At 60.6% G+C, this 25,291-nt stretch carries 34 protein-coding genes; 15 read left to right on the plus strand and 19 right to left on the minus strand.

The features are described 5' to 3' along the window. Window positions 1-83: 83 nt before the first annotated feature. The 11 genes from Q8S60_RS10610 to Q8S60_RS10660 all read right to left on the minus strand — a co-directional run bounded on the left by Q8S60_RS10610 (window position 84) and on the right by Q8S60_RS10660 (window position 7,827). A complete protein-coding gene (locus tag Q8S60_RS10610) occupies window positions 84-1,091 on the minus strand; it encodes an SNF2-related protein (RefSeq protein WP_305668514.1) in 1,008 nt (335 codons plus the stop codon). A 154-nt stretch (window positions 1,092-1,245) separates the two neighbouring features. After that, entirely contained in the window at window positions 1,246-1,656 is a 411-nt protein-coding gene (locus Q8S60_RS10615; protein WP_305668515.1) for a hypothetical protein, read from the minus strand. Between the two features lie 12 nt (window positions 1,657-1,668). After that, window positions 1,669-2,010: a hypothetical protein gene (locus Q8S60_RS10620; protein WP_305668516.1), complete on the minus strand. Its 342-nt coding sequence runs from the start codon at window positions 2,008-2,010 to the stop codon at window positions 1,669-1,671. Continuing rightward, entirely contained in the window at window positions 2,007-2,564 is a 558-nt protein-coding gene (locus tag Q8S60_RS10625) for a hypothetical protein (RefSeq protein WP_305668517.1), read from the minus strand. The genes Q8S60_RS10620 and Q8S60_RS10625 overlap by 4 nt, the downstream gene beginning before the upstream one ends. A gap of 78 nt (window positions 2,565-2,642) precedes the next feature. Beyond that, complete coding sequence (locus Q8S60_RS10630; protein ID WP_305668518.1) at window positions 2,643-2,909, minus strand: hypothetical protein; 267 nt, start codon at window positions 2,907-2,909, stop codon at window positions 2,643-2,645. Next, window positions 2,906-3,484, minus strand: coding sequence for a J domain-containing protein (locus tag Q8S60_RS10635; protein ID WP_305668519.1), 579 nt, complete (start codon window positions 3,482-3,484; stop codon window positions 2,906-2,908). Before Q8S60_RS10635 ends, Q8S60_RS10630 begins: the two co-directional genes overlap by 4 nt. Next, a complete protein-coding gene (locus Q8S60_RS10640; RefSeq protein WP_305668520.1) occupies window positions 3,481-4,617 on the minus strand; it encodes an ATP-dependent RecD-like DNA helicase in 1,137 nt (378 codons plus the stop codon). Before Q8S60_RS10640 ends, Q8S60_RS10635 begins: the two co-directional genes overlap by 4 nt. After that, window positions 4,614-5,789 (minus strand): helix-turn-helix domain-containing protein, encoded by a 1,176-nt coding sequence (locus Q8S60_RS10645; protein ID WP_305668521.1) that lies wholly within the window; start codon window positions 5,787-5,789, stop codon window positions 4,614-4,616. The genes Q8S60_RS10640 and Q8S60_RS10645 overlap by 4 nt, the downstream gene beginning before the upstream one ends. Next, on the minus strand, window positions 5,779-6,192 hold the full coding sequence (locus Q8S60_RS10650) for a hypothetical protein (protein WP_305668522.1): 414 nt from the start codon (window positions 6,190-6,192) through the stop codon (window positions 5,779-5,781). The genes Q8S60_RS10645 and Q8S60_RS10650 overlap by 11 nt, the downstream gene beginning before the upstream one ends. A 245-nt stretch (window positions 6,193-6,437) precedes the next feature. Then, the gene (locus tag Q8S60_RS10655; RefSeq protein WP_305668523.1) at window positions 6,438-7,094 is read right to left on the minus strand and encodes a putative metallopeptidase; all 657 of its coding nucleotides are present in this window, start codon (window positions 7,092-7,094) and stop codon (window positions 6,438-6,440) included. A 301-nt stretch (window positions 7,095-7,395) separates the two neighbouring features. Then, window positions 7,396-7,827 (minus strand): hypothetical protein, encoded by a 432-nt coding sequence (locus Q8S60_RS10660; protein ID WP_305668524.1) that lies wholly within the window; start codon window positions 7,825-7,827, stop codon window positions 7,396-7,398. A 1,099-nt stretch (window positions 7,828-8,926) separates the two neighbouring features. On the opposite strand from Q8S60_RS10660, the gene Q8S60_RS10665 reads away from it, so the two are divergent. From Q8S60_RS10665 to Q8S60_RS10720, 12 genes are all read left to right on the plus strand, one after another. Beyond that, on the plus strand, window positions 8,927-9,370 hold the full coding sequence (locus Q8S60_RS10665) for a hypothetical protein (protein WP_305668525.1): 444 nt from the start codon (window positions 8,927-8,929) through the stop codon (window positions 9,368-9,370). Continuing rightward, window positions 9,367-9,819, plus strand: coding sequence for a hypothetical protein (locus tag Q8S60_RS10670; RefSeq protein ID WP_305668526.1), 453 nt, complete (start codon window positions 9,367-9,369; stop codon window positions 9,817-9,819). The genes Q8S60_RS10665 and Q8S60_RS10670 overlap by 4 nt, the downstream gene beginning before the upstream one ends. A 143-nt stretch (window positions 9,820-9,962) precedes the next feature. Beyond that, window positions 9,963-10,253 carry a hypothetical protein gene (locus Q8S60_RS10675; protein ID WP_305668527.1) on the plus strand — a complete coding sequence of 97 codons (291 nt, stop codon included), beginning with the start codon at window positions 9,963-9,965 and terminating at the stop codon, window positions 10,251-10,253. Beyond that, window positions 10,250-10,621, plus strand: coding sequence for a hypothetical protein (locus tag Q8S60_RS10680; RefSeq protein WP_305668528.1), 372 nt, complete (start codon window positions 10,250-10,252; stop codon window positions 10,619-10,621). Before Q8S60_RS10675 ends, Q8S60_RS10680 begins: the two co-directional genes overlap by 4 nt. Continuing rightward, complete coding sequence (locus Q8S60_RS10685) at window positions 10,618-11,121, plus strand: hypothetical protein (protein WP_305668529.1); 504 nt, start codon at window positions 10,618-10,620, stop codon at window positions 11,119-11,121. Before Q8S60_RS10680 ends, Q8S60_RS10685 begins: the two co-directional genes overlap by 4 nt. Further along, complete coding sequence (locus Q8S60_RS10690; protein WP_305668530.1) at window positions 11,121-11,303, plus strand: hypothetical protein; 183 nt, start codon at window positions 11,121-11,123, stop codon at window positions 11,301-11,303. Before Q8S60_RS10685 ends, Q8S60_RS10690 begins: the two co-directional genes overlap by 1 nt. Further along, window positions 11,300-11,581, plus strand: coding sequence for a hypothetical protein (locus Q8S60_RS10695; protein WP_305668531.1), 282 nt, complete (start codon window positions 11,300-11,302; stop codon window positions 11,579-11,581). The genes Q8S60_RS10690 and Q8S60_RS10695 overlap by 4 nt, the downstream gene beginning before the upstream one ends. Then, window positions 11,578-11,997: a hypothetical protein gene (locus Q8S60_RS10700; protein WP_305668532.1), complete on the plus strand. Its 420-nt coding sequence runs from the start codon at window positions 11,578-11,580 to the stop codon at window positions 11,995-11,997. Before Q8S60_RS10695 ends, Q8S60_RS10700 begins: the two co-directional genes overlap by 4 nt. Next, on the plus strand, window positions 11,994-12,209 hold the full coding sequence (locus Q8S60_RS10705; protein ID WP_305668533.1) for a hypothetical protein: 216 nt from the start codon (window positions 11,994-11,996) through the stop codon (window positions 12,207-12,209). The genes Q8S60_RS10700 and Q8S60_RS10705 overlap by 4 nt, the downstream gene beginning before the upstream one ends. After that, the gene (locus Q8S60_RS10710) at window positions 12,193-12,378 is read left to right on the plus strand and encodes a hypothetical protein (RefSeq protein WP_305668534.1); all 186 of its coding nucleotides are present in this window, start codon (window positions 12,193-12,195) and stop codon (window positions 12,376-12,378) included. The genes Q8S60_RS10705 and Q8S60_RS10710 overlap by 17 nt, the downstream gene beginning before the upstream one ends. A gap of 16 nt (window positions 12,379-12,394) precedes the next feature. Beyond that, on the plus strand, window positions 12,395-13,123 hold the full coding sequence (locus Q8S60_RS10715) for a DNA N-6-adenine-methyltransferase (protein ID WP_305668535.1): 729 nt from the start codon (window positions 12,395-12,397) through the stop codon (window positions 13,121-13,123). 133 nt (window positions 13,124-13,256) lie between these two features. Next, window positions 13,257-13,547: a DNA-binding transcriptional regulator gene (locus Q8S60_RS10720; protein ID WP_305668536.1), complete on the plus strand. Its 291-nt coding sequence runs from the start codon at window positions 13,257-13,259 to the stop codon at window positions 13,545-13,547. Here the strand turns inward: Q8S60_RS10720 and Q8S60_RS10725 are convergent, their stop codons facing one another. From Q8S60_RS10725 to Q8S60_RS10760, 8 genes are read right to left on the minus strand one after another with little or no spacing between them, the layout of a single operon-like run. Then, window positions 13,548-16,385, minus strand: a complete 2,838-nt coding sequence (locus tag Q8S60_RS10725) for a toprim domain-containing protein (protein ID WP_305668537.1) — start codon at window positions 16,383-16,385, stop codon at window positions 13,548-13,550. Between the two features lie 34 nt (window positions 16,386-16,419). After that, entirely contained in the window at window positions 16,420-16,833 is a 414-nt protein-coding gene (locus Q8S60_RS10730) for a VRR-NUC domain-containing protein (protein ID WP_305668538.1), read from the minus strand. Further along, complete coding sequence (locus Q8S60_RS10735; protein ID WP_371134381.1) at window positions 16,830-17,756, minus strand: DNA adenine methylase; 927 nt, start codon at window positions 17,754-17,756, stop codon at window positions 16,830-16,832. The genes Q8S60_RS10730 and Q8S60_RS10735 overlap by 4 nt, the downstream gene beginning before the upstream one ends. Then, window positions 17,717-17,989 (minus strand): hypothetical protein, encoded by a 273-nt coding sequence (locus Q8S60_RS10740; RefSeq protein WP_305668540.1) that lies wholly within the window; start codon window positions 17,987-17,989, stop codon window positions 17,717-17,719. Before Q8S60_RS10740 ends, Q8S60_RS10735 begins: the two co-directional genes overlap by 40 nt. Further along, on the minus strand, window positions 17,986-19,497 hold the full coding sequence (locus tag Q8S60_RS10745) for a DEAD/DEAH box helicase (RefSeq protein WP_305668541.1): 1,512 nt from the start codon (window positions 19,495-19,497) through the stop codon (window positions 17,986-17,988). The genes Q8S60_RS10740 and Q8S60_RS10745 overlap by 4 nt, the downstream gene beginning before the upstream one ends. Beyond that, complete coding sequence (locus tag Q8S60_RS10750) at window positions 19,497-19,808, minus strand: hypothetical protein (RefSeq protein WP_305668542.1); 312 nt, start codon at window positions 19,806-19,808, stop codon at window positions 19,497-19,499. The genes Q8S60_RS10745 and Q8S60_RS10750 overlap by 1 nt, the downstream gene beginning before the upstream one ends. Continuing rightward, a complete protein-coding gene (locus tag Q8S60_RS10755) occupies window positions 19,805-21,388 on the minus strand; it encodes a DNA cytosine methyltransferase (RefSeq protein WP_305668543.1) in 1,584 nt (527 codons plus the stop codon). The genes Q8S60_RS10750 and Q8S60_RS10755 overlap by 4 nt, the downstream gene beginning before the upstream one ends. Window positions 21,389-21,397: 9 nt before the next feature. After that, on the minus strand, window positions 21,398-21,613 hold the full coding sequence (locus Q8S60_RS10760) for a hypothetical protein (RefSeq protein WP_305668544.1): 216 nt from the start codon (window positions 21,611-21,613) through the stop codon (window positions 21,398-21,400). A 237-nt stretch (window positions 21,614-21,850) separates the two neighbouring features. Here Q8S60_RS10760 and Q8S60_RS10765 point away from each other — a divergent pair, with 237 nt between their 5' ends. Genes Q8S60_RS10765 through Q8S60_RS10775 form a run of 3 tightly spaced genes read left to right on the plus strand, consistent with a single transcriptional unit; the run spans window position 21,851 to window position 25,233 of the window. Further along, window positions 21,851-22,696 carry a PD-(D/E)XK nuclease-like domain-containing protein gene (locus Q8S60_RS10765; RefSeq protein ID WP_305668545.1) on the plus strand — a complete coding sequence of 282 codons (846 nt, stop codon included), beginning with the start codon at window positions 21,851-21,853 and terminating at the stop codon, window positions 22,694-22,696. Between the two features lie 33 nt (window positions 22,697-22,729). Continuing rightward, window positions 22,730-24,097 carry a hypothetical protein gene (locus Q8S60_RS10770; protein ID WP_305668546.1) on the plus strand — a complete coding sequence of 456 codons (1,368 nt, stop codon included), beginning with the start codon at window positions 22,730-22,732 and terminating at the stop codon, window positions 24,095-24,097. A 26-nt stretch (window positions 24,098-24,123) separates the two neighbouring features. Next, the gene (locus tag Q8S60_RS10775; RefSeq protein ID WP_305668547.1) at window positions 24,124-25,233 is read left to right on the plus strand and encodes a hypothetical protein; all 1,110 of its coding nucleotides are present in this window, start codon (window positions 24,124-24,126) and stop codon (window positions 25,231-25,233) included. Window positions 25,234-25,291: the final 58 nt, after the last annotated feature.

Raw genomic sequence — 25,291 nt, forward strand, 5'->3', positions numbered from 1 at the left:
ATACGTTTGCCCCGCAAACCGGGCTTTTGACCGAATTGCGGGGCAAAGCTTCTTGTATCAAGGCGTTAGCTCGAAAAACCGGCCTAGCCGATTGATTTGACGTTCGAATTGTCAGTATCAACATTTACCGTAGTGGCTGGCTCCTGCCCGACGTCTTTCTTTGTCCGGCGCAGGAATGCGTATTGCTCGCGGAGGAACATCCCAAGCGCGTCGGGGTTCTTCACCACACGCCCCGCCAGCCACTCGACCGTGAATTCAAACCACGTCCCGAGCAGCCCCGGCCGCAGGAATTCAACGATATGCCAGATTTCGTTGCCGTAATTGTAGATCGGCGTCGCGGTCAGCCCGAGCTTGAAGTCGGCGTATTCGCACAGCGCCCAAGCCGCAGCGCCCTTGGCCGTCGACCGGCCGGTTCGCAACTCCTGAATCTCATCGAACGCGACCAGCTTGAATTGCATCTCCCGGTATGTATCGACCCAACCGGCAATCTGGCTGTACCGGAAGATGTAGACGTCGGCCGGCGGCAGTTTGTAGGGCCGCGTGCCCCTGATTTCGTGGACGCGCAACGTCGTGAATTCGGTCAGAACATCAAACCACTGCCGTTGGAGATGCGTCTTGCAGACGATTGCCGCCGGCAGCGTGCCTGGCGCCAGACAGGCGGCCGCCGTGATGAACGTCTTGCCAAGGCCGACCTCATCGCCGACAAGAAGCCCCTTCGCGCGCATGAGCACTTCGACGGCTTGCGCCTGATAGTGCCGCACCGCCTTACCGGGACGAAGCCCGACATAGGCCGGCATCTCATGCGACGGCTGCAGGATGCGCTCCATTTCCGCCTGATTGCCCTCAAACGCGAGGCGGCCGCCGTGCAGCGCCTCCCGATCGGCATCGGAGACGGCCAGCGGATAGCGCGCCGTAAACCATTCAATGTCGGCCGCGTGCGCGAGATCGTTCGGCAGGAGAAACGCGCCCGATTGATGCTTCGGGATCCGCGCGAAGATTTGCTTCAGCCGAATTGCCACGTGGGATTCGAGGTTCGAGACCTCCCATTGGTTTTCAGCCGTCAGACGAAGAGAGCCGTAGGTGCGGGTCACTCGTAAGCCCACGCATGCCAGAGCTTGATCGGCCCCAAAGAGGCACATGTCCCCCATTTGTTGGACAGATGAAGACGCCAATAGAGGACATTGATCCGGACCTTCAATTCGATTCCGACGATCCTCTTCCCGTTATGTCGCCCCCGCGGCCACCTCACAGCCACGCCCTCCCGAGCGAAACGTAATAGGCCGGCTTCCCGGCAATCTCGGCAGGCATCCCCATACTCAGGTTCGTCACAAGCACAATCGCCTGCACAGCGTCGTGTTCCGCGTACCGCTTGAGTTGCCTGAAGATCGACCGCTTGGCCGCGCCCTTCAGCTTCACCTCGACGGCGATCGCCCCATAGGCGAGGAAGTCGACAATATCGCCGGCGGCCAGCCTGAATTCGCGCTCGAATGGAATTCCAGCGGCCGTCAGCGCCTCGGCAATGTCCGCCTGCGTCCGCTTCTCATCGGACAGGTCGCAGCGGGCGGCGCGGATAGCGGTCACAACGGCAGTGGAGTCGGCACGCTCTTTCGCGCGCTCAGCCATCACGGAGGCCTTCTGTGCCAGCAATTCCATCATGCGACTCATCGATCAAGTGCTCCGCTGCTCGTAAGCCAGCTTCAGGAGCGCCGTGAGACCCGCCATTTCGGCGCTCATCTCCACAATCTCTTCCAGCGCGGCGGCGCGGACGGTCACCAGCGGCCACAACGAAACGCCTTCGGCATCCAGATATGTCAGCGCCTCGGTCCCGGTGAATGTGCCGGCCTCGCCCAATTTCCGCGTGTAGCCGTGCGCGCCAGGCCGAAACCAGCCGCCATGCCGCTTGATAAGGTAGAGGCCATCCGGCCTCACCTTCCGGCGCGCCTTCTGAAGGGACTCGAGTCGCTTCTTGCCCTTCATCTTGTCGGATGCGGCTATCGGTTTCTGTGTCATGCGGCGGTGTCCCCATAAGCAACCGCCTTCTCGCCGTGGAGCAGAAATTTGAGCACCCTCAGGCTCGACACGGCAGACAGATGCAGAATCCCCGTACCGCCAGCGGCAATCCAGTCCGTCACGTTCGACGCGCGGTCATCGACCAGGACTTGCTTCGAACCCGGCAGGTGCCCGACGTAATTCCGCTTCTTCGACGAATTCGTGCAGATGAAGCGCTCATCCGGAATTGGCCCGAAGTGCTCTTCGATCCACTCCCGCTTCTCGCGCGCGGCCTTCTCGAAACCCGACTCCCGGCTTGGCGCCGCCGTCAGAATGACCGGCTCGAACGGCGCGCAGAAATCCCAGAGCACTTGGGCATCGTGCATGAGCGGCAGGGTGTTGAAGAACGGTTGCGCCAGAATGGCGTCGTAAACCTTGTCCTTCAGGACGATTTCATCCGGCGTCATATGCGAGCGGGATTTATTCGTCGTCTGGTTCGGCTCGATGCCGAGCGCCCGGAGGCCGGCGTCGAAATCGGCGAGAACGCCGTCCATGTCGAGATAGATACGGGGCAAATTACTTCGTCCTTCCGATGCATGGTCATTCACAATGACTGGCCGTGAGCGGCACGAAGCCGCAGAAACCTTTGCTTTCTATTCGTCGACGTCCGCCGTGCTGGCGGTACTGCCAGCGGTTTCAGGCGCCGGAGACCACGTGCGGACAGCCTTGATGTGCCGCTGCAGGTCCACATGAAGTCCAACGGTAGCGTCACGAAATTCCTCGGCCGCTATCGAAAGCGCCTTGAACGGGAGCCCCACATAGAGGAGATGCAGACACAGAACGGCGAGACGGCGCTTGCCGACCGTCCCGAGACGGCTGGCGGCAGACCGCAGGATCCAACTCGTGAATCTCCCGATCATGAGGTTTCACCAAGCGCGACCACGTGAGCGGCGTTCAGTTCCGCCATCGACGCTTCCGATCCACCAGGCTTGTCGGGGTGACGCTCTTTCGCAAGGCGTCGATAAGCGGCGTCGATATCGGCCCGCGTAACCCGACCATCCTGCCCGACGCCGAGAACCTCTTTCCATGTCCGCTTCGCCGGCGCGGGCAGTGCCACGAACCCCTGAAACGTCGCGCGCACGAGCGCCAACGTCCCGTGACGCAATTCCGTCCGGCGCGCCTCGATAATGTGGTGGATCGCCTGCAGGTTCGCCTCGACCTTGGAATAGCGGTCGACCGCAAAGCACACAGACATCCCGTCCCACGTAAACCAGACCGCGACGCCGGGGTCATCCGGCCGCTGGGCGCCGAGCGTCACGTTCGAGGAAATCACCATGCCCTCGATCTTTTTGCCGCTATCGGCCGCGAAGAGCCGGATGCTGCGTTGGACGTTTTCGAGCGCCGACGCCAGCGAGGTTTTGAACTGCCCCGCCTCGCGAACCGGGCGCCGCGGGAACGTCTCCGGCCATTGGAGCGGATAGGCTTGAGCGATCATGCTGACCTCTTGAGAAAAACGAGACGCTTGCTCGCGCGGGTGAGGCCGGTGTACGACCACTTGTGGCGATCCTCGCGAAACGCGCCGCTATCGTCGATCAGGGTGACGTCGTCATATTCCGAACCCTGCGCGGAATGGCACGTGAGCACGTTGCCCCAATCGAATTCATTGCAGCCCTTCAGATACGGCGGCTTCTCCGCAGGGCCCTTGAAATGCTCCTCGAACCGATACGGGTTGGTCCAAAGCTTCAGAGATTTATGCTTGAGATGGTCCATTTGGACGGACAGGTTTACGAACCCGTCAGGCGTTTCAGAGACAGGTTCGATCAATTCGCACATGCCGCCATTGAAGATCGCGTGCGCCTTGTTGTTGCGCCGGCAAATCAGGCGCTCGCCAACTTGCGGAAGCGGATCATCGAACCCGCGAATTCGGCGAATGCGTTGCGTGTAACCCCATCGGACACGGTGAATGCCGCAGATCGCCTGCGTCTCCTCCCGGTAAATCGCCACCTGGGAATCGGGATTCAGTATTTCGACGCGGACACCATCGCCATAGTCGCCGACCGGAATAGGCTTCCCCTCGCGCGCCAGCGTGGCGAGATGGATGATCGGGCTATCCTCAGCTTGCCGCCAGATTTCCGTCAGAAACACATCCGGCGTCCGGTTGGTGAACGCACCCTGCCCATTGACGGGCGGGAGCTGGCCTGGATCCCCCATGACGAGAATCTTCTTGCCGAAGAGGCGCAAATCGTTCGCGTCGGCTTCCGAGATGAACGACACCTCATCGAGCACGATCAGATCGGCGGACGCGGCCGGCCCGCCCCATGCCAGCGTGTACTTCACCCCGCCGTTCCCGTCTTCTGACGGAATGTAGGTGGCAGAGTGGAACGTCATCGCGTCATCAATGCCCTTGTCGCGCATGACCTGGGCGGCCTTGCCGGTATAGGCGGCCGAGCAGATCGTCTTGACCTTGCATTTCTCCTGCAGCTCCTCGATCGCCATGCGCGCGACCTCGGATTTGCCGACGCCGGCGTAGCCCGCCAGATAGAACACCTGCGAAGTCGACTTGCCGCCCTTGTACCAAGCGACGATTTGGCGAATTGCGGCGGCCTGGGTATCTGTGGGCTTCTTCATGCGGCGGCCTCTTCCGAGACCAAGCACCGCGCCCGCGTGGCAAGCCCCTCAATGCGCGCATCGAATTTGTCGTCCTCGCGCCAGCGCTCTACGGATTTGACAGCATGGGCGATCGACGTCCGGTCCATCCGGAACAGGACGCCAATGCTCGAAAGACTGCGGCCAATGGCAGTGTGCAGCAGATAGAACGCCTGAAACCGCTTGTGGGAAATCAGCGGCTTTCGCGTCTCCGCAGTCAGCTCTTCGGTCGAAAGGTCGACCAAAGCGGCAAGTCCGGAGATCAGCGCCAATTCCGCCGGCGTATGAGCTTCGACAACCGCCGCGACCTTCGCCGGCGCTATCCGCCTTACCATCTCCGCCTTGAGGAGATCGCGATAGATCAAGGTTTGCGGTCGACGGTCGACCAGCCGTTCGGCTTCCGCCTGCATGATCAGGGAGTCGTGCCGGATCGAGCCGAGAGCGTCGATGAATGGCCCCTCCTCCCGAGAAAGGCTGGGGTTTGACACCGCGACTTCGACCGCCCCACGAATGACGGGGGCCGTAATGAGCCCGCCGAAGTCCGCCTTTTTCAATCCGGTCAATGCGAGCCGCACGGCGCGCGCGCCATGCAATCCGATAAGGCGCCCGATCAGGGCGGCGCACATCGTTTCGCCAGGCTTCCGGTCATTTTGTTGTTTCGGATATTTGAGAATCGTAATGCCGGCGGCCGTCACCACTTGGTCAATCTTGAGCGCGTCAGGGTCTCGCGCCGAGATGCCGGCATGGTAAATCTGCATCGGCGTAACCTTAGTCACCGATCCGTTGATATGGATAAAGGCGCGAGCCTGCATCGCGCAGTCCGCATCGACCTCTATGCAGGGAACTTCAGGGATACCGCCATGTGTCAGCACGCCGGTCGACCGATGCTGGCCGTCGATGATCGCGTAATACCATCCGTCGATCGGCGCGACGACTACCGGGGTAAAGCGGCCCCAATCGAAATTTTCCACGATGTTGCGGATGTTCTTTCGGCCGCGGTCTCCGATTTCGCGCTGATACCGCATATCCACAAGCAGGCGCGCCGGCGGCAACCACAAGAACTTCGGCGGCGTGCCGAGATTGCTCGAAGGCTCCTCGTCTGGCAAAAGTGGCACGGGCACAAGCGGACGGTAGATCGACGCGTCAAAGCTCATATCGCGGCCCCGACGTCCGCAGGCGCGGGCCATCGCCAGTCCAGTATGTGGCGCCCGCGCGGAATTCCGTCACCACCTCATTCTCCGGATTGAAATCGGAAAGACTGAGCGCTTCAACGAACGTCACCCCCTCGATATGCGCGCCGGCGCCCCACACAATATCGACGGCTTCGCGATGGAACCCCATGATCGTCCGAAGATCAGCATCGGAGATGCGACCAGGTTCGACCTCAAACCGAACCGTGCGGTCACGTTCGATAATCGCCGCGTCGGCCGCCGCGAGAAGGGCGGCCCGCAATGTCACGGTGCAGTCATGGAAGCCGGGCCAGACTTCGCGTTCATTACCGCTCCACAACGCGCTCCCGATCGCTTCAGCAACTCGAACTCGAAGATCATCGTCCATTTTGTTCCGTCCCCTTCGTCCACTGACAAGCTTCACTGACAACCTATGGTCACGACCCATTCACATGTCAGTGAATGGCCGTTTACCGTCAAAAATCGGCGGAAATGCTGGAGTTTTCCGCACTGACACTGACTGTCACCGCTGGCGGAAAACTGACGTGCTTGTAGGTCACGCCGCGCTTGATTATGTGTATCGCCACCTTGGACACACCGAATTCATGCGCAATTGCCTTGAGCGACCGTGTATCATTCCTGATACGGATGATTTGATCGTCTCTGAAAAGTCTCTTCGCCATACGGCTCTCCTGTGGGCGCTGGAGCACGCTCGCGTGTCCGGGCCTCTATGTGAGGGAAATTTTCTCCATGCCCCTCCAGCAACGCGCTGTGAGGCTTCTGCGAGGGATTCACCGCGTCGAGGAAACTCTGCACATCGCCCTTCCATGCGCCGTAGCGCGAGACGACTGCGTTGAACTCCTCCAGATCGTGCGGAACGATGCATGTGATCGGGCGCCCGGTCTCACGATGGAAGCGGGGCGAGCCGAATTGATCCTTGGCATGGCCGGCATGCTTGGCCTCGTGGAATAGCAATGCCTCGCGCGTGATAGGGTTTGCCTCTTCCCAGAAATCCGCATTGAGGGTGATCAGGAAATCCGGGAAATAGCCGATCCAGTCCTCAAGCATGTGCTCGAACAGCGGGCGGAGTTTTCCGCTTACGGTTGGGATGCTGCAGGTGCCGAGAATTCCGCGCCCGCCCTCGTTCCATTCACCGGTGCGGATGAGGATTGCGAGGGTGACGTCGGAATCGAGCAATTCCTTCAGCTCGACCATCTCCGGGTATGCGAGAATTCGCCGAAGGATTTCCCAGGGCCCGGCATCGTCTTCGATTTCAGCAATGGTGAACATCAGTCGACCTCGCGCGCGATGATTTGGGCGGGCACTTCTGGCGTTGGGTTGGGGTTAACCACGCATCGGATTCCCGCATCGCGGAAGTCGTGCCGTCCCATGCCTGGAACCTGTAGTCCGCAGCAGCAGATGGACCGAACGATTCGCATTCCACTGATGCCGCAATTCGAGCAGACGAATTCACGTTGTCCGTCGACGCTGCTCATGAGGACGCGGCCGAGACAAACCCTGCAGACGTGATCGGTAATTGCGAATTGACCGGTATCTCGGGCGGGGGTGCTGGGTTTGGCTTGCGTATCGGTCAAAACAGCCGTCCTTGCCGAAGCTGATACGAGCCGAGGAACGCGAAGGCGATGTTGCCGCGGGTGGCGCGAAGGATGGAGACCATCGGTTCCATGAGATCGCGCGCAAGATTTGTGCTGTAGCGTTGGGCTCTTCCATCGATCATGTAGCTGACGCTGATGGGATAGAGCGGGCCGAGTTTGACGGGAGCTGTGCCCTTGGCATTCTTGCCGGCCATGAATTCGCGCTCCCGATTGTAGCAGGAGACGCATCGCGTTCCGTTGATCATGCGGGTGGTGCCGCGCCGGCAACGAGGGCAGATCATTGATCCGAAGAGGCGGGAGGTTGCGGTTACGACCTCGCCTGCGTGAGCGGCTCCGATCGGGCAGAGGCGGCAGACTTCCAGCCGTTCGGCTTTCAATCCTTCGGCAGTCTGCGCTTCGCGCCACATATGGGCGCATGCTGGAGAGGAGATGGTTGCCTTCCGGACGGAGCACCTGAAATAGGGCTTGTCGCTTCCCGGCATGTCGAAGTAGTCGACGCCTATGGCAGTGGGCTGGGCTTGTACTGAGTCTGGATTATTCATTTCGCCCCGCCTTCGTCCCTTGGGAAAAACTCGCGGCAGGCCAGCGGGACGAACGCCAGGCTTTTCGGGTGCCCCCTAGCCGCGAGCCCACATAAGGACACAACCAGTAATCGCAAAGCAATACGACAACGCGGGAACTTCCGGGAACATGCGGGAACTTAAATGATTTAACGAATACTTGCGGGACTGTTGATGAACAATCGGGATAGTAAGTATTTTCAGGAGGTGGCGATGAAATCCCGACCGTTACCGCGCGGGCCGTTGAAATCATTGGGGAATTTGGAAGGAGTGACGGTCACAAAAAAAGCGTTACCCCGACCGTTACCGCCTAAGTCATTGATTTTGTTGTCTTATATAATATAAGTAACGGAGTAACGGTAATATATATATAGACGTTACACATGCGCGCGCTCATGTGCGCGCTCATGCGCATGCGCACGCAATAGGGTGGTGTGTTCCGGAAAACCGTTACTTCCGTTACCAATTACGAATAGCTTAATAGTTTGAATGACTTACGCAGTAACGGACCCCGTTACCGAGGCCGTTACCGCGTAACTCTTCCGAAATGTACCAAGTACATCATGGGCTTGCGATATTCAGTCAACGGATTAACAGTCGATTGTTACCGTTGATTTTCTTCGCCGTTACCGTTTTTGCTCCAAATCTGAAGCACTTCATGGTTCGCGCCTGCCCGCGGGAAGCGCCGCCTGGCCGCGCGCGAGGTGGAACGGGGCGGGGCTTGGGTTGGACGCCGTACAAGCCGGCGGTGTGGCGGCAGAGACACTAAATGCCAATATATCGAGAAAGTATCGCTTCGGAGACGTTTTCCGATTGCGGACTTGTACCGAGTACAATACAGTTTGATTCAAGGGCGGACGAACGGTAGCCCCCAGATGCCCGGCGGGGACGCTCCCCCACCCATCCCAGAGCCCCGCCGGGCACATTCCTTGGAGGAGGAATTCAAATGAAAATCTGCCACATCATCATCGAACGGCACACGCTGGTTAAGGGAGCCAAGGTTCCCAACACCCTGATCGGAGCCATACCCGAAAACGAGGTCGACGCCGAGATCAAGGCGTTCATCAAGAATGCCTGCTGCGAGACCGTCCCCTTCAAGCGGGCGCGGGTTTTCGACACAGCGGCTTTTGAGGCCGATCACAACACCGAGCCCTTTCTGATCGTCACGCCTGAGACAATCAAGCAGGTGGCGAAGATCAGGGCCGAAGTCGAAGCCGGCAAGGCGCTCGCCAAGAAGGGTTTCGAAACGAACCACGGTGAAGGCTCTTGGGACCGGTTGACGGAATACCGGAAGGCCAACAACGCCAAGGCGCTGGACAGCATCTGCGTCGCGCTCGCCGCCGACGCCGCGAAGGCCGCCACACAACTGGTTCTGGAGGGCATCGAATGAGCGCCCTCAGCGAGGCCGTCGCACCTCTCTTGAAGAGGATGCCCGAAGACACGAGGCGCAAACTCATTGGTGCCGCCTATTCCGAAATTGTCGGCTACGACCCCCTCGCGGACGACGTCACCATGTCCCTTGAAGAAGGCGAAGAAAGCCTTCTGGGGATAATCGAGGAATACGTTGCCCAAGGGGCGAAAGACGAGGTTTTCCGTGGGGTCGCCAGAGCTGTGACGGTGGTCGACGAAAGCCCCAACCGCAACATTGCCGGCATGGCGCTCGCTTCCGCCCTCGTCAATCGGGAACTCGCAGACGTCAAGACGAGCGTCTACCAGAGGATCATGCGCGACCTCGTGAGGGCCGGCATCGACATCACCAAGATCACCGTCATGAAAATCGCCAATGACGACACCATCGAATACAGCCTCTCCGACCTGGTCGACGTTATGACCGACTAACCCCGAATTCCGGGAGGGTTCCTCCTCCCCCTTCCCGGATGCCTGCCCCGGCGACACACCCCCCTCCTCCCCCGTGTCGCCGGGGCTCATTTAACCGAAGGATGCAAGCCGTGTTTGACAGCAATCCGCTCGACAGACCTCAGATGACGGAGACCCAGGCGCGGACCAAGCGTTTCGCGGCGCTCCGGTCACGAGCGAAGGCATGCTTCATGGTCGACCACCGTTCCAAGGCACATCCCGAGAGTCACACGCAATTCAGCTCATATGGCGACTTCCGAGACAGTTACGTCGCCGAACTTATGGAGGCCCGCCGCGTGCTCTATCCGACGCGCCGCGAGGAACTTCAGAACCAGAAGCGGATCATGGAGATGTCGGACGCGCCGATCATGAACAACCCGCAGTATGCCAGAATCCTGAAGGAGCTTGGTGAATGAGCCGTCTCACAGAACACAATCAGATGCCAGAGCCGGAGAAATTCGGCGTCCGCCGCGCGCGCATCGCCGCCGCAAGGACAGCAGCCGAGCTGCGCGTTCTCGCCAGGGAATTTGGCTACGATGAATCGTGGATTCGCAATCTGATGCTCGCCCGCGAGAGGAAGAAGCGCAGCAGCGGAAAGAACCCGACCCCGCGATCCTTTCGCCTGGGGCCAGGCGACGTGAACCAGATCATCCGCAGTCACTTCCGGATCAAGCATCGGCTCCCGATGAAGGACTTCCACGTTCACGTCCAGCGGACGGGGATCGGAAATGCCTATGTCGAGATCAAGCGCCGTCCGATGAAGAAGAACGGGATAGTCAAATGAGCATGTCCGAAACGAGAGACGGTGTTGGTGGGCAGGAAGTGATGGAATATCGCATCCCCCTCACCGAGAGGGAATCCATCTTCGAGGTGGACACATTCCGCTGGGCAATCGGTCGAGACCAGCATAATTGGCTGACACCGACACAGCCGCGCCAGCGCCCGCGCCGCCGCTTCATAGACGTCGTCGGCGCCTTCGAGCAGAGGATATTCCGCCTGGTGCTCGCGCCTCTCCTTTTCGCCGGCGCGCTCGCCGTTCGATGGTTCGGCCGCAGCGCTCGCCAGAAGCGCCGCGTCGAGCGCGAGCGCACGCACATCTTCTACAATTCCATCGCGCTTCAGGCTTCGTTCGGCGGGTATACGACCCAGCCGGAGCCGCCGACGACGAAGGGGGGATATGCGGCCGTGACACAGGCGCATGACGCGGCTCTCCTGTGCAAGACTCTTCGGTCCACGATGGCGATTGGGGACAAGCCGACGAAAAAGAGCTGGTGGAGAAACTGATGCCGGACATCACCCTTTGCACCAACTTCATGTGCCTGAAGCGTCACGATTGCCTGAGGTTCCGCGCCAAAGCAGCGGAGCACCAGTCCTATCAGACCTTCTATCCGGAAGACGACGGCACGTGCGAGTCGTTCCTCTCCATTCCGGAAGGCGCCAACCTTGCGTTGGAGACCACATCATGACCCGCCGTATGACGCCGGCGGAGCGTGGGGAATACCAGCAGGTCAGGGGCGCCGCCACCGAGCGCGCGAAGAAAGCGTTGAAGCCTGGCGACCGCATCTCGCGCCGCATGTGCGGAGGTGCGAGTGGCACGTTCAGGTTTACCCATTGGGAGGGTGGTTGGGCTTGCGGAAAGACAGTCTCCGACTGCAGCGCCATGAACATCTACCGCGTGAACGGCAAGGACGTCGATTTCTCAAACGGCGGCGTCGACCACATCATCAAGGCGGTTAACGCATGACCCTGACGACGCACGCCCTCTCTATCCGCCAGCCTTGGGCATGGGCGATCATCCACGCCGGCAAGGACGTCGAGAACCGCGACTGGCGGCCGTCGAATCCCGGATTGAAGTTCCGCGGGCCGGTGATGATCCACGCGTCGAAGGGCATGACGCGAGATGAATATGAAGGCTGCCTTCACGCATGCCACCAAATTAGCTACACGCACCCATTCCCGCCCGGACTCGCCATGCCGGCTTTCGACGATCTTCTCCGGGGCGGCATCGTCGGCACGGCAAAAATCGTCGACGTGGTGACGAAATCAGACTCGCCTTGGTTCTTTGGCCCCTGCGGTCTCATCCTCGAAGACGTCCGTCCCATCCCCTTCATCCCCTGCAAAGGAGCCTTGGGCTTCTTCAAACCGGAACTCCCCGCATGACCGATGCCCCACATCCCGAAGCCATAAAGGCGGCCGCGTCGATCATGGCGCGGCTACGCACCCGGCTCGAACTGCACAAGATCCTCGGGCCTGAGAAGCTGGAGGATGGAACACCGTGGATTGCGCCGGACGTTCAGGTGGTCATCGAGCACGACATGGCGATCACGATCGACGCCGCTATGAGGGAGGCAGAACATGAATCCGCCCCTTAAGCTGAACACTCACGGGGGATCGTCCGTTATCGCGCACGGAACCGACGTCGTTTTCGAGTTCTGGATTGAGGGGCGAGAGCCGGCTGGAGACACGATCAGAATCTCCATGACGCCGGGCGCCGCACTCGGCATCATCGCGCTCGCAGCCCGCGCGACGGTGGCAGCTTGAAACAGGCAGTTCAGCCATGACCGGCGACCTCGGCATGGGCGGCCACCAGTCAGCCAACGCCTACACCGACGAATGGCTTACGCCACCCGAGATCGTCACGGCGCTGGGCCACTTCGACCTTGACCCATGCTCGCCGATCGTCCGGCCCTGGCCGACCGTCGGCCGGCATTACACGGTCGAGGACAACGGCCTGATGCTTCCGTGGTTCGGCCGCGTCTGGTTGAACCCGCCCTATGGCAGCCAGACCGGCCGCTGGCTCGCGCGGCTCGTCACGCATGGCACTGGCACGGCGATGATCTTCGCGCGCACCGATACGGCGTTCTTCTTCAAGCACGTCTTCGAGGAAGCCTCAGCCCTCCTGTTCCTTCGCGGCCGCGTCCATTTCCACCATGTCGACGGACGGCTAGCGAAGGACAATTGCGGCGCCCCCTCCGTCCTAGTGGCCTATGGCGCCGGCGACGCTGAACGCCTGGCCTGCAGTGGCATGGACGGCAAATTCGTTCCCCTCCGCCTACCCCGTTTCTTCGCCATCACGGCCGCCGCCGCGGACCAGTCATGGTGCCAGGCGATCCTTGAAGTGCTCAACGGCCGCCCCGGCCCGGTGGCACTCGACGAACTGTACAGCGCCATGTCCACCCACCCGAAGTCGGCCAAAAATCGTCACTGGCGCGAGAAGATACGCCAGACCCTTCAGCAGGGCCCCTTCCGTCGCGTCCGTAACGGAGTCTGGGAGGCAGCCGCGTAAATTGTCTGGACGCTGAGCGTAGGACTTTGCTAGGACTGTGCCGCTGTTGCTGGGATGCAGCCACTAGAGGGGCCGAAATGTTGAAATATCAGCGTCCGGATTCGTCTCAGTATTGTTGCATAGCGAGTAATTAATGTCAGATGCCAAGAAGTTGCGCCGGTTTCGGGAACACCTGGGCCTGAAGCAGGATCAGGCCGCCGAGTTTCTGGGCGTTTCCGTCTATACCATCTCCTCCATAGAGGCCGACCGACGGCCTCTATCACCACCACAAGACGCCTATATTGACGCCATCCTCAACGATGAACTGTCAACCCACGACACGCCCTACATCATGCTCGGGAAGGCGATCACCGCCCTTGAGCTGGGAGACAGGGAAACTGCCATAAAAATGTGCCAGTGCGCGCTCATCGTTCTCAACAGATAGTCAGAACGGAAGATCCTCGTCATCCTCGCCCGGCTGGCGCTCTTCGACACCGTCGAGTATCAGCGGAAGCGGAATCGCGAGCGCGCGAGACTTCGTGCCGTTGAAGCTTTGCGGCTCGACCTTGTACGCGCCATCGACGCGAGCGAGCTGGCCGAGGATGTCCGAGGCGTAAGACGTCCCCTCCAGAAGCTTCGGAAGCTCCGTCGACGTGTTGGCGAGGAGGAGCGCGGCATTCTGCACACCCTTCCCGAAGAACTTCACCTGCATACCGTGCCGGCGAAGGACCGCGTCGGCATTCCTCATCGACACGTCGCACGTCTCCACAGCATGGCCGGCGGCAGCGGCGATCAGCTCGAATGTCGAGACCTGTATCCCGTTCTGCATCCGGATCAGCGAATTCAGGAGAGCGGCAAGCGCCTTCGTCGACTCCTCAGTCTTCGAATTCTCGATATAATCCGACCAGTCATACCGGCCGATCATCGCCGTCGCGTCTTCGAGCGTCGCAACGCGAGTCGAGACCAGCGACCACGCGCCTGCGAGCATCGTGCCGAACTGGTCGCCATCGCGCTGCGAACCGAACTTCTGCGCCGCCGCCATCGTAAACACTTCGATGTTCTGGAGCGTGATCGGCAGCAGGTTCAGAGATCGCCGCATGAGACGCGCCGGCATGTCGGTATCAGCCTTCAGCTTGAAGAGCGGCCCCTTGATGGACTCCCATGCAGCCGAGGCGTCCTCGTCATCGCGTTTCGGCCGCAGCGCCAGGATGCACAACCGCTCATAGTCCGCCTGATGCTTCATGCCGACCATGATGGACGAGAGGCAGAACATCGAGCGAATGATGAATTCCATCGAATTGCCGAAGGTGGTGCCCTTCATCGTGCGGGCATCGGACTCGGTGCTCGACTGGCGGATCAGCGCGATTACCGCCTGGATGCGGTTTCGTTCACGCTCGTCATTCTGCTCGCTTTCATCGAACAGAACCGGTAGCGCGTCCGCCTTCAGCGTTTGCCGGATGCCGGCCTCGGTCGAGTTGCCTTGCGCGTAGATCGAGGCGCCATTCATCAGGAATTGCACGAACTCTGTCAGGATGGTGCTCTTGCCGGACCCGGCACCGCCGGTGATCCAGACATGCGGCCGCCATTTGAGCGAGCCACAAAGCGTCGCCAGTGCGACCCAGCCGCAGAGAAGAATGGCGGATGCCGGCCGGTTCCAGCGAAACAGCTTCGCGACCTCGACGATGCGACGCCCGTCTTCATCCGTCATCGCCGTCTCTGAAGGACGCCGGAGGCGGCGCGCCTGCTCATAGACGTAGGCCGAGTCGACCTTGGAGACGTCCATCTCCTTTCCGTCGACCATGAGGCAATCGCCAAAGTGGTAGACAATGCGGCCGTCATCCCGCCAGGCGCCACGCCCGCGGCGCGTGGACGGATCGAAGAACCCGCGCGAGAACGCCGTGCGCTGGAGCCAGTTCACGGCCATCTTCTTGTTCATGCCCTTCTCGCCGGAGAAATTCATCTCCCACCATTGCAGTGGCGCGATCGCGGTCAGTGCGGAATCGCTCCAGTCCGCCATGCCGCGCTCCATCACCATCTTGGTTTCGTGCTGGTAGATGAAAATCTTTTCGCGATCGTGGCCGAGTATCGTGAAGAAGCCACCCGTGTCCTTTTTTTCAACCGGCACGTCGGGTGGCATCTCCTCATAGGGCTTTGCCGCCTCAGACGTGTCGGCATGGTCCGGAACGGCCTCATGCGCCGGCGGCTCCTCATCGGGAGCGGCGGCGGATGGCTCAGGCGGCGGCGGGCAGATCACATTCATGATTTGCCGCTTCACTTCATCCGCGCCCTCAGCAAGATGCAGATCGTTGAAGTCGGTAGGCTTGCCGTCGAGTGAGCGGAATACCGGGAACGCAACCATCCCGCCAACCGCTTCGGCCGTGTCGCGCGCCTTCGTCAGTCCGGGATTTTCGACCGGCTTCAAGGTGAACTGGTCATTGTCGGCGGTTATGACAATGCGCACATCCGGCATGAGGCGCCGGACGGTTTGCGCGACCGGCATGAGATTGCCCATATCGAATGCCACCACCACCGCCATACCGGTAGCGACATGAACGGACGCGCCGGTGGCGTATCCTTCGCATATGCAGACTGTGATCTTGCCGTCGACCTCAGTCGGGCGGCCGATCGTGAACCATGCGCCGCGCTTGCGGCCGCCATAGACGAAGTCGCGCGTGCGCTGCTCGCCGCCGACCTTGCTTTCCTTCGCGAAAATGCCCTGAAGCGAGACGATGTTCTTCATCTCGTCACGCAGCGGCACGAGGAGAGTGTCCTTCACCGTGTAGGTGCGGACTTCTCTGGTCACGGCGTCGGGCGGCGATTCCTTAACCCAATCGCCGACGCGCAGTCCGAACCCAGGCACGCCCTTACGTTTCAGGTAGGGATGGTCATTCCCCGCATCTTTTGCGGCGTTCCACATGCTATTCGCCGCGATGGCCGCGCTCGCGTTACGCTGAGCCTCCTCCCGCAGCTTTTTCTCTCGCTCCTCCCGCATCTTCTCGGCAAATGCCCGGCGTTCCTCTTTCGTCAGAGGCTTCGAGCCCTTCGCCGACCACTTTCTGACCTCTTCCCCATACAGGCTCAGAGAGCCATAAGCACCCGCCGGGCGCCCGTCGAGATACAGCACATACCATGTGTTGCGCCTCCCCTTCTTGTCGGCATCGCCATGAACGCGATGGAACTTCCCGTCGGCTATCAGCGTGCCGGCGAACGTGATTCCGTCCTTCTGCATCGCATCGCGAAACGCAGTCACATGATCGTCGGCAGTGGGCTCGGTACTCGACATTTATCCCCTTCCGGCCGAAGCCAGAAATCTCGCCTTACGGCTTGTATTTTTCCAGAAGCGCGAGGGCTTCCGCATCACTCCGGGCCACGCCGGCGATGCCGCCGGCCTGGATCACCTGTTCAGAGAAATTATTCTGCTCTTCACTGGTCGATCCAGTTTCGGACTTCACTTCAATCGAGCTGAATACGGGGAGCGTCATCCCGACATGCTCAGCGAGAATAACGACAGGCGTCCATCCGATCAGATCACCGGAACCCTCGCAGAGACCAGCATGGAGGGGCCGAGCCTGCCGAATGACGACATCGCCGGGCTTGACCAGTATCTGCGTCGGCTCCGAAAAGCGCTTCGACTTCCCGACCCACCCCATGCCGACATTGTTGCGGAAGAAGCGAGCCCCCCCCTTCGAGACGGCGATCATGATTCCGCGCATGATGTTGTGCTCGCTCATGCCGCGCTTCCTGAAAAGAGGTCGCGGTTCAAGAAAGCTGCGGCGGCGGGATTAATCCAGAGAACTTCCACCCGCTTTCGCGCGCCGTCAGCCAGGGCAGCGCGCTCGACGCGCACCCATCCTTCGAGCATTGATTCATACATATCGTTCGGATACCCAGAGAGAACGACCATGCCATCGACGCCGCCGAGAAATTCGAGAAGCGCCACATGATCGGCAGACGTCATTTCATGCCGGTAGGCATGGTATTTTTCGCCAGTCCGTCGTGATTTTTCCGAGCGCGTCTCCGGCATATATGGAGGATCGACATAGTGGAGAGTTGTTGGACAGTCATGCGCCCTCATCACTTCGATCGCGTCCTTGTTCTCGACCACGACACCGCGTAAGCGCTTCACGACTTCGAGGAGAGATTCCGGATAGTTGCACCAGTCGTGCGCCGGCGTCGTCCCGGAGCGATTGCTTTGAGCCCTGAAGCCAGTTCTGACATCTCTATTGAATCCGTCACTTCCAAACCCCATGAAGCTCCGAATGCAAAGTTGTCGTGCCGACTCGACTGGATCGTCTACCACCTCATAGGCATTTTCGAATTCAAGGCGCGCGAACGGCGTCAACCTGAGGCCGGCAATCAGCCGTGCGGACAAATCAGGGTTGCGCAGCACCTGAAACAGGCCGACGACGTCGCTATCGAGATCGTTGTAAATCTCGGCATACGAGCGCGGCTTACGCATTAGGACGCTCGCAGCGCCGCCGAAGGGCTCTACATAAATCCGGTGAGGCGGGAAATGCGCAATAATCCAAGGCGCAAGTATCCACTTCCCACCATGCCAGCGCAGAACCGGGCGAGGGGGGGGTATCTCGCTGGCGGTTGAATTAGTCGCGGCCCTCACGATGTCGCCTCTCTTTGCTTCTTCCGCCAGTCCCACTCTGCCGTCACGGCGCCGGACAGCGCGTCGAAAACAATCTTCTGCTCCTCATCCGTCCTTCCGCGCCGCCGTGCGATCGACTGCATGAACTCCGGCCGCTCCTCCCGTGGCTTCTCCAGAATGACGCGCGCCTCGCAGGCAGCGCGGTACTCCTCGCTCCAGGCAGGCACCATCCGGCCGTAGAGTGCGACCACCTCGCAGAATTCGTGACCGCTCCTGGTGCGCCGGATCATGGCAGCCTCAGGAATGATTGGGCCTGATTGTCGATGCGCTTCTGTGCCGCGCGCTCGCGGGCATTGAAAACGTGCTCCGCCCAAGTCGGCGAGTACCCCTTGTTCTCCGCATAGTTCTGAAGTTCGGTCAGTGTGCGCGCCGCGTTAACCTGGCGCCGCTCTTTTTTCTTCTGGAGCGCGATCGCCGCCGCCTCTTCAGGCGTGATTTTCCGCAGCTTTCCCTCAACCTGCTCAACCTTGCGGGAGGCGACGGACTGTTCATGTCCGCAGATCGAGCAAATCGGGCCTGCCGGGTAGACCGCGTAGCATTTTTCGCACTGCTTGATCGGCAGTGCGGACTCTTCGGCCTTCCTCTGCTTTCGGGTTATCCCGGCGAGGGACCATTCCCGCGGCGTCTCCGGCAGGCCGTGGACGAGCGAATTCCCGACATGATCGAGGATGAAGGCGTTGGTCTTGCCGGCGGCGGCAAGGGCGCCAAACCGGCCTTCCATCGTTTCGACATCGAAGCCGTCCGCATATATCGGCCGCAGAGGGCGGCCCATTTGCTGGACATGCAGGCCGGTCGAGTGCGTCGGCCGAAGCATGATCGCGCAACCGATCGCCGGTATGTCCACCCCTTCGCCGATCAAGTCGCAGGAAACGAGACCGTCAATGCCCTTGCCCAGACCGGCGATCAAGTCCTTGCGCCGGTCCTTGTCCATATCCCCGTCGATCACCTCGAAACGGTGGCCGGCGGAGCGGAATTCCTCGGATATGTGCTGGCAGTGTTCAATCGACACCCCGAAGGCGACGGAGGTCAGCCCGCGGCAAATCTCCTGATAATGGTCAACGGCGTGACCCGTGATGCGTGGCTTGTCGACACGATCCGCCAGTTCCGACTTTTCATAGTCGCCGCCGCGCGACCTTATGCCGGTGAGGTCGAGGCGTTCGGCCGGCGCATAGACGATCGGCTTGGCGAGATACCCCTGATCGATCAATTCGCCGGTCGAGATCACTTCGATGATGTCGTCGAAAATCCCGCCGCACTCGACGCCGAGGCCCTTGCCATCGCTCCGGATGGGCGACGCCGTGACGCCGAGCGTGGGCGGCGCGCCGAGGGCGGCATAGATGCGGCCCCAGGAATTCGATTGCTGGACGTGGTGCGCCTCATCGACGATCAACAAATCAGTCGGAATCGTGAAGCTGGACCTCTTCAGGCGGCTGGCAAGCGCCTGCACGCTGGCAACCTGCACGAGCGCGCGCGGATCCGGCGTGATGCCGGGCGCGATTATCCCGTGATGAATGCCGAACCTGCCAAGGGCAAGGCTGATTTGAGCCAGCAGCTCGAAACGATGCGCGACGATCGTGACGCGATTGCCCTTGGCGGAGGCCGCCGCCGCGATATAGCTGAAAAGCACGGTCTTTCCGGCGCCGGTAGGAGCGACGAACAGCGGCGCCTGATGCGTCTGGAGAGACGCCCGGATGCGCGTGACGCCGTGTTCCTGATAGTCGCGGAGGATCACCGGCATTATTCAGGCGCCCCGACGGAGACGGATTTGACGCCGGCGCCGAACAACGCATGCTGGCAATTCATGCAGGCGTAGGTATGCCCCTCGATATAGGCGCGCGATCCACGGGCCCTCTCCCCCGCCCGCATGACAGCGACCACTTCGGCATGGCCAAGTTGCCGGCAGATTGATTGACACTTCTCATAGCCTTCGCCCGGCGCGCGCGGACATGCCGCTTGTGGATTGGCGCACTCATTGGTGCCGACGATGCGCTCGCCTGAAGGTGTGACCAGAGTGCAACGCACGGTGGTCTTGGCACAGGGCCCGTTCATGACAGGGCCTCGACCATCTCAATTCGGCGGCCGAGCCAGCGCATCGTGTTGATGCTCATGCTGTTGCCGATGGCCTTGTACCTAGGGCCGTCCGCAGCAACGCGAATCCATTTTCCATCCGGATTCTGGTCATAGAGATCGGGATACCGCATGGCATGGAGACCGAACGGCTTGCCCTTAAGCAGCTTCATCGGTATCCGCGTGTACCCGTCCGGGAAGCCCTGAAGGCGCTCGCATTCGAGAGGGGTAGGGCGGCGGACGGCCCAAGACGTCGCCACCGCGACCTGCCCGCCGCCGTTTGCGTGTGAGTCCGAATGGTTCATCGCGCGCAGCGTCGGCGAGACCCCTTCGGAGGCGTCAGCACCGGAATCCTTGGACGAAAACGCTATTGCCGCGTGCCCGCCGCCGTGACCATCGCCCCGCAGCGCTCCGGGGACATCGCCAATGGCGAATCCGGTTTCCCCTCCTGCCTTGCAGTCGAAGGCGATGGCTGGAACGTGCGATGTACTCAAACTAGGCGACGGGTCTCCGGGCTCGCCAATGCCAGTACCTGGTGCGCCGCCAGATGAACCGGCTTGACGGTTGTTGGTCATTGTCGCCCCACGCGAGGCTTGGCGCATATCAATTGGGGTAACAACCGGCACAATCGGTGTGCCCCTGCCCATGCCGTCCTCACTCGCGTCGAATCCCTCCCCGCGAAGCGCGTGCGCGACGTAGGTGTCCATATCGGCCGCGAGACTGTCATTCCGCTTGCCGAGCAGCGTATGCGCGACAATTGGCGCTTCATGATTGCAGGTGAGCGTCGGCCCGTAGCCCTCGGCTATCTCGGCGCCGGCCTGGCCGTGGGCCATCACAATGGGCTCGACCTCGACGGAGGATTGAATCAATCCTCCGTCGAGGTCGAAGTCGGTCCCAAGCCCGCCGCCGCCCTTAGTGCGAGCGCTAATTGTCGGGGCAACGCCTTTCCCCGCTTCGCGGCGCGGCGGAGAATTCCCAAGCAGGCTTTCGCGGTCAAATAGAACCGCGGCGGCACGGCGCCAGTCTCCAATATATCCGACAACGATGACACGCCGTCGTCTCTGAGGGACAGCCCGGCCAAACCCGTCCACTCGCACGTATTGAGAGTCAATGACACGGTAGGCCCACCCGTACCCGAGTTCCGCCATCGCCCCGATGATGGAACCAAAATCCCGTCCTCTGTTGCTTGACAGGACGCCGGGGACGTTCTCCCAAACCAGCCACCGGGGCCGTGCTCGGTCAGCAAGTCCAAGAAACGAGAGGGCCAGGTTGCCACGAGGGTCATCCAGCCCCCCTCGGAGTCCTGCAATGCTGAATGACTGGCAGGGGGTTCCGCCGACAAGAAGGTCAATTGGTTCATGTTGCCACTCGCGATATTTCGTCAGGTCGCCGAGATTCGGCACGGACGGGTAATGGTGAGCGAGCACGGCGGATGGGAAATCCGGCCCGTTCTTGTATTTGTGGTCAGGATCGTGTTGCGCGAAGAACGCAGGCTTCCAGCCGAGCGGGTGCCACGCAACCGTAGCCGCCTCTATTCCGCTGCACACGCTCCCGTAAATCATCGGCGCGGCCTATTCGGCCGGCGCGCGATGCTTGTCGACTGCCGCCTGAAGGCGCTCGACGGTATCGACCGTGGTCGGCCTGACCTTCAGGTATCGGTGCGGCGTCGCCCGAGAAACCCCGGCCTCCTCGCATATCTGGCTTATGGAAACGCCGAGCGCCTTGGCATCCGCGTGCAGTGCAGCAATGGCATCATCGAAGGCGATGCCGAAACTCTTACTCGTCATTTTTGATTGGTCCCGTTTCGTGACTTGTACACTGTACATGTCACGTCTCAGCAATGTCTCAAGGAGACGCGGGAATATCCGGGAACTTCAGTGAACAAGAATGATCGTCTCAATCTCAAAAAGCATTGGCGTTAAAACGACGGATTAAAGAATCATTTCGATTTCCAATGGATCAAATTGAGCGCATCTTTAATGCACGCGACACGCCAAAACCATCTGACACCTGCGCGAGTACAAATGGACCATCAGAGCATCGCCCCCGGCTTCTATCCGGAAATGACGAATGACGAGTACCATGCAGCGCCGGGCATTTCGAAATCCCACCTCGACCAGATCGACATCACACCGGCCCACTACTTCGCGCGCTACCTCGATCCGAGCCGCGAGGAAGAGGAGAAGACGCCAGCCCTTATTCTTGGGGATGCAATCCACAAGGCGGTTCTCGAACCAGACCTCTTCGAATCGCGTTTCGTCGCTCGCCCGAAGGGAATTGATGGTCGAACAAACGCCGGAAAAGCCCAATTGGCAGCACTCTTTGCCGACGCCGGCGACCGCACAGTGCTCGGCACTGACGATTATAAAACGGCCATTGCAGTCAGGGATTCCGTCCATCGGCATCCACTCGCATCGGGCCTGTTTCGGGATGGACTTGCCGAAGCGACGTTCTTTGCGAAGGACGCCAGGACGGGCGCACTGGTGAAATGCAAGCCGGATTTCTACCGGTCTCAGTTCTCGATGATCGTCGATTTGAAGACGACGGAGAGCGCGTCACTGGAAAACTTCGCGCGATCCGCAGGTAGGTACTTGTACGACGTACAAGCCGCGTGGTATCCTGACGTCATCGAGTCGCTTTACGGCGAAGTCATCGAAACCTTCGTTTTTGTGGCCGTCGAGAAATCCCCGCCCTACGCCGTCGGCGTCTACTATCTGGAACCCGAAGACGTGCAGATCGGAAGAGAAATCGCGCACCGCAACCTCGACAAGATTCTCAAGTGCCGTGAGGCAAACGTCTGGCCGGACTATGCCGGCATGGCAGGTGCGCAACCGCTTCGAATTCCTGGCTACATGAGACGCACTACGTAACCGGGCGGCGAAGCCCGAACAGGACGACTGAGAATGCATATCAACAAGATCAGGGTTTCCCAGATACTCGGAATCGAACACCTCGAATTCGACGCTGGCAAATTCAACGAGATTTCTGGCGAGAACGGAGTCGGCAAGACATCGTTTCTGGAGGCGATCAAGAGCGCCGTTCGCGGCGGCGACGATGCGACATTGCTGCGCCGCGGTGCCGAGCGCGGCGAAATCGTTCTGGTACTCGACGACAACACCGAGATACGCCGCCGCATCACGCAGAAGGCGACCACCACCACGGTCGAGCGAAATGGTGTGAAGGTCCAACGGCCGGCGGAGGTCATAAAGGGCCTCACCGACATGTTGAGCGTCAATCCCGTCGACTTCCTTCGCGCGCCCAAGAAGCTTCGGGTGAATGCGTTGCTCGAAAGCCTGCCAATGACCGCCGATGCCGAGCGCATCGCCAAGATCGTCGGCTATGAAGTGAAACTTGAAGACGGCGTACACGCGCTCGAACAGATTTCCGCACTGCACAAATCCATCTTCGATGATCGAACCGGCACAAACCGGGCGGTTCGCGAGAAGGAATCGACGATCAACCAGCTCTCCGCCACCCTTCCAGACGGCGAGACCGTTGACACACCCGCTGACAAAAGCGGGCTCCTCGCCGCGCTCAATGTGATCGACGGGAAAAAGGACGCCGAACTGGAGCGTATCGCGACCAAGCTTGACACGTTCAGGAAGGGCCGCGACGACGGTATCGCCGCGCTCAAGGCCGTTTCCGACAAGAAGGTCGACGACTGGCAGGCGGAGATAGCCGCCCTTCAGCAGAAAATCGCGGACGAGAAGATCGCCCATGCCGCCGCCGTCGCGGCCGAGAACGAAAAATTCGCCGATATAGAGCGCAAGGCCGGCCAGCAGCGGGAAATAACGCTGAAGGACCATGCCGAGGAGCGCGAGGACACGGCCGCCAAGATCAAGTCGATCGAAGAGCAGGCGGCGCAGGCAACCAAACATCAACAGACACGCGATACCATCAAGTCCATGCGCGCGGCCTCGGATTTGCTTCGAGAAGATGCGGAGCGCCAGACGGCGGCCCTCGAATCCTTGGAGGCGTACAAGTCCGAGTTGCTTTCCGCCCTGCCGATCGACGGCCTTTCCGTTGTGGATGGTGAGATTTTCCGCCACGAAATCCCGTTCGACCGCCTCAATTCGGGTCAGCAGGTGGAGATAGCGGTGGAGATCGCAAAGCTTCGCGCCGGCCCGCTCGGGATTATCTGCGTCGACGGCATCGAACTTCTCGATGCGAAACACTTCGAGAGCTTCAAGGAACAAGCCCTCGCATCCGACCTCCAGCTTTTCGTGGCGCGGGTTGGCGATAGCGATATGGAACTCATCGCGGAGGCCTGAGCCGCCGCCAATCACGGGATAGGGAAATGTCCGAAGAAACAGCAGTTGCCATCCGCGCCAGCACGGCGATGGCGAACACGGTGCCGGCAGACCAGTACGGCGGAGCACCCATGTTCTCCCGCATGCCGTCCGGCGATATGACCGCCGTGAACCAGGGCGCGGTCCAGATCGAGATGGAACGCGCCATCGCCGAGGCACAGGGGAAGTTGATCCTGGCAAAGAAATTCCCGCGCAATATGCACCAGTGCCGGGCTGAATTTCTCGAAGCCTGTGCCAATCTGGAATTCGCGGAAGAGGCCTTCTACACGGTGCCAAATCGCGGCAGCGGGCCCTCGATCCGTTTTGCGGAAGAGGTGGCCCGCTGTTACGGGAACTTCGAGTACGGCCATCGCGAGCTTTCGCGAAGCGCAGGCAAGTCCGAGGTCGAGGTGTTTGCCTGGGACATGGAAAACAACAACCACAGCAAACGCCAGATCACCGTGCTCCACGTTCTGGACACGAAGAACGGCCCGAGAAAGCTGGTCGATCAGGCGGACATCGACAACCGCATCGCCAACGTCGCCTCGAAGCAGATGCGCGGTCGCATTCTGGCGCTGGTGCCAAAGGCCCTCGTTGCCGAAGGAAAGGCGATCGCCAAGAAGACGCTCGCCAATGGCGGCGCGGAAAAGACCATCGGCCAGCGGGTTGCGCTGATGGTCACCGCCTTCGGCAAGTTCGGCGTCACCGTCGATCACATCGAGGCGTATTTCAAAGGGACGCCGCTCGACCAAATGACGGCGGACGATTTGGCGGAGATGACCGGCGTCCATGCGGCCTTGAAGGAGGGCGCCAAGGTCAAAGACTATTTCGGCGATGACGCCGTCGAGGAGAAGAAGGATCCCGTCGCCGCAGCGATCGAAAAGTCGGCCGAGGGCGCGCCGACGGAGAACGCGGCAACCGCGAAGCCGGCTGCCAAGGCAGAAACGAAGCCCGCTGCGAAACCTGCCGCAAAACCAGCAGCGAAGCCCGAGCCGAAGCCTGCAACGGCTGCGCCCGCCGCGGCTCCCGAGGAGCCTGAAGCCGAGGAGAACCTTGAGCCCGAGCCCGCCGCGCCGGTCAATGCGGAAGCCGCTCCCGCCAAAGAAGCCATATTCTGATGGCAGTCATTTCTGTGTCGGACACCACGTCCGAGGGGGAGCATCGGAATGACGAGAG

The sequence above is a fragment of the Parvibaculum sp. genome (genome assembly GCF_030694575.1).
Taxonomy (GTDB): Bacteria; Pseudomonadota; Alphaproteobacteria; order Parvibaculales; family Parvibaculaceae; genus Parvibaculum.

Bases quoted from the DNA above. Each gene is read 5' to 3' on its own strand.
- Q8S60_RS10615 (WP_305668515.1), bottom strand. From the start codon at position 1,656: ATGATGGAATTGCTGGCACAGAAGGCCTCCGTGATGGCTGAGCGCGCG.
- Q8S60_RS10620 (WP_305668516.1), bottom strand. From the start codon at position 2,010: ATGACACAGAAACCGATAGCCGCATCCGACAAGATGAAGGGCAAGAAG.
- Q8S60_RS10630 (WP_305668518.1), bottom strand. From the start codon at position 2,909: ATGATCGGGAGATTCACGAGTTGGATCCTGCGGTCTGCCGCCAGCCGT.
- Q8S60_RS10635 (WP_305668519.1), bottom strand. From the start codon at position 3,484: ATGATCGCTCAAGCCTATCCGCTCCAATGGCCGGAGACGTTCCCGCGG.
- Q8S60_RS10640 (WP_305668520.1), bottom strand. From the start codon at position 4,617: ATGAAGAAGCCCACAGATACCCAGGCCGCCGCAATTCGCCAAATCGTC.
- Q8S60_RS10645 (WP_305668521.1), bottom strand. From the start codon at position 5,789: ATGAGCTTTGACGCGTCGATCTACCGTCCGCTTGTGCCCGTGCCACTT.
- Q8S60_RS10650 (WP_305668522.1), bottom strand. From the start codon at position 6,192: ATGGACGATGATCTTCGAGTTCGAGTTGCTGAAGCGATCGGGAGCGCG.
- Q8S60_RS10655 (WP_305668523.1), bottom strand. From the start codon at position 7,094: ATGTTCACCATTGCTGAAATCGAAGACGATGCCGGGCCCTGGGAAATC.
- Q8S60_RS10660 (WP_305668524.1), bottom strand. From the start codon at position 7,827: ATGTGGCGCGAAGCGCAGACTGCCGAAGGATTGAAAGCCGAACGGCTG.
- Q8S60_RS10665 (WP_305668525.1), top strand. From the start codon at position 8,927: ATGAAAATCTGCCACATCATCATCGAACGGCACACGCTGGTTAAGGGA.
- Q8S60_RS10670 (WP_305668526.1), top strand. From the start codon at position 9,367: ATGAGCGCCCTCAGCGAGGCCGTCGCACCTCTCTTGAAGAGGATGCCC.
- Q8S60_RS10675 (WP_305668527.1), top strand. From the start codon at position 9,963: ATGACGGAGACCCAGGCGCGGACCAAGCGTTTCGCGGCGCTCCGGTCA.
- Q8S60_RS10680 (WP_305668528.1), top strand. From the start codon at position 10,250: ATGAGCCGTCTCACAGAACACAATCAGATGCCAGAGCCGGAGAAATTC.
- Q8S60_RS10685 (WP_305668529.1), top strand. From the start codon at position 10,618: ATGAGCATGTCCGAAACGAGAGACGGTGTTGGTGGGCAGGAAGTGATG.
- Q8S60_RS10690 (WP_305668530.1), top strand. From the start codon at position 11,121: ATGCCGGACATCACCCTTTGCACCAACTTCATGTGCCTGAAGCGTCAC.
- Q8S60_RS10695 (WP_305668531.1), top strand. From the start codon at position 11,300: ATGACCCGCCGTATGACGCCGGCGGAGCGTGGGGAATACCAGCAGGTC.
- Q8S60_RS10700 (WP_305668532.1), top strand. From the start codon at position 11,578: ATGACCCTGACGACGCACGCCCTCTCTATCCGCCAGCCTTGGGCATGG.
- Q8S60_RS10705 (WP_305668533.1), top strand. From the start codon at position 11,994: ATGACCGATGCCCCACATCCCGAAGCCATAAAGGCGGCCGCGTCGATC.
- Q8S60_RS10710 (WP_305668534.1), top strand. From the start codon at position 12,193: ATGAATCCGCCCCTTAAGCTGAACACTCACGGGGGATCGTCCGTTATC.
- Q8S60_RS10715 (WP_305668535.1), top strand. From the start codon at position 12,395: ATGACCGGCGACCTCGGCATGGGCGGCCACCAGTCAGCCAACGCCTAC.
- Q8S60_RS10720 (WP_305668536.1), top strand. From the start codon at position 13,257: ATGTCAGATGCCAAGAAGTTGCGCCGGTTTCGGGAACACCTGGGCCTG.
- Q8S60_RS10725 (WP_305668537.1), bottom strand. From the start codon at position 16,385: ATGTCGAGTACCGAGCCCACTGCCGACGATCATGTGACTGCGTTTCGC.
- Q8S60_RS10730 (WP_305668538.1), bottom strand. From the start codon at position 16,833: ATGAGCGAGCACAACATCATGCGCGGAATCATGATCGCCGTCTCGAAG.
- Q8S60_RS10740 (WP_305668540.1), bottom strand. From the start codon at position 17,989: ATGATCCGGCGCACCAGGAGCGGTCACGAATTCTGCGAGGTGGTCGCA.
- Q8S60_RS10745 (WP_305668541.1), bottom strand. From the start codon at position 19,497: ATGCCGGTGATCCTCCGCGACTATCAGGAACACGGCGTCACGCGCATC.
- Q8S60_RS10750 (WP_305668542.1), bottom strand. From the start codon at position 19,808: ATGAACGGGCCCTGTGCCAAGACCACCGTGCGTTGCACTCTGGTCACA.
- Q8S60_RS10755 (WP_305668543.1), bottom strand. From the start codon at position 21,388: ATGATTTACGGGAGCGTGTGCAGCGGAATAGAGGCGGCTACGGTTGCG.
- Q8S60_RS10760 (WP_305668544.1), bottom strand. From the start codon at position 21,613: ATGACGAGTAAGAGTTTCGGCATCGCCTTCGATGATGCCATTGCTGCA.
- Q8S60_RS10765 (WP_305668545.1), top strand. From the start codon at position 21,851: ATGGACCATCAGAGCATCGCCCCCGGCTTCTATCCGGAAATGACGAAT.
- Q8S60_RS10770 (WP_305668546.1), top strand. From the start codon at position 22,730: ATGCATATCAACAAGATCAGGGTTTCCCAGATACTCGGAATCGAACAC.
- Q8S60_RS10775 (WP_305668547.1), top strand. From the start codon at position 24,124: ATGTCCGAAGAAACAGCAGTTGCCATCCGCGCCAGCACGGCGATGGCG.